We start from the raw sequence: 1,086 nt of genomic DNA, 5'->3' as shown, positions 1-1,086 counted from the left end.
GAGGAAATGGTCAGCGGAGCAGAAGTTTGCTATTGTGCCAGAGGGTCTGAAGGGGAAGAGGACTGTGGCAGATATCTGCCGTGAGCACCAGATTAGCCAGACCATATTCTACCGATGGAGGGATAAGTTTCCAGAGGGAGGGAAAAGAGCATTTATCAACGGTGTATCTGGAGAGGATGCTTATAAGGCTGAAATAGAGAGGCTTCAAAAGATTATAGGGAAGCAGGCGATTCAGATAGAGATTTTAAAAAAGCCGAGGAGCTGTTCACGACAAGGTAGAGGCGGTTGAGCTGCTGAAGGCGCAAGGCTACAGTGTGACTGATGCATGCCGTGCTTTAGGGATATCGAGGAGTGGGTATTACTATGGAGTAAGGGGGAAGGTAGGCCGAGACAAGGGGCCTAGGCTGAAGGATATGGATCTGTTAGAGAAGATCAAGAGGATAAAGGCGGAGCATCCGTTTTGGGGATATAGGAGGGTATGGGCCTGGCTGAGGCATCGCGAGAAGATGGTGGTCAATCAGAAGAGGGTTAGAAGGGTGATGAAGGAGAATGGATTAATGGTCAGCCAGAGGAGGCAGAAGGCAAAGAGGGTGGCTAAGAGAAGCAAGCCCAGGGCGGACAGACCGAGGCAGTACTGGGGAATAGACATGAGCAAGTTCATGGTCCCATCGGTTGGTTGGGTCTAGCTGGTGATAGTTCTTGACCGGTTCACGAAGAATACAGTGGGGTGGAATCTATCACTGAGGAGCCAGGCGGCTGAGTGGAAGCAGGCATTGGGGATGGCCATAGAGAGGGAATTTCCCGAAGGAGTCAGGGGAAGCCGATTATGTCTTATCAGTGACAACGGCTCCCAACCTACATCCACTTCGTTTATGAGGGATATGGCAACATTAGGGATAAAGCAGATATTCACATCGAAAGGAAACGGAGACACCGAAAGGGTGATGAGGACGATCAAGCAGGAGGTTATATGGATAAATGAGTTCGGCTCTGTCAAAGAAGGAGAAGAAAAGATAGGTAGATGGATCGAGGTGGACTACAACAAGCTTTATGTCCACAGCGAACTTGGATATATTTCGCCCGAGG

General features: G+C 49.7%; 1 pseudogene. It reads left to right on the top strand.

What is annotated here, in order from left to right:
- Positions 1-1,086: pseudogene (locus J7J62_06795) on the top strand (IS3 family transposase).

The sequence above is a fragment of the bacterium genome, assembly GCA_021159335.1.
Classification (GTDB): Bacteria; UBP14; UBA6098; order B30-G16; family B30-G16; genus JAGGRZ01.
This window is presented reverse-complemented; position numbering and strand designations above follow the sequence as displayed.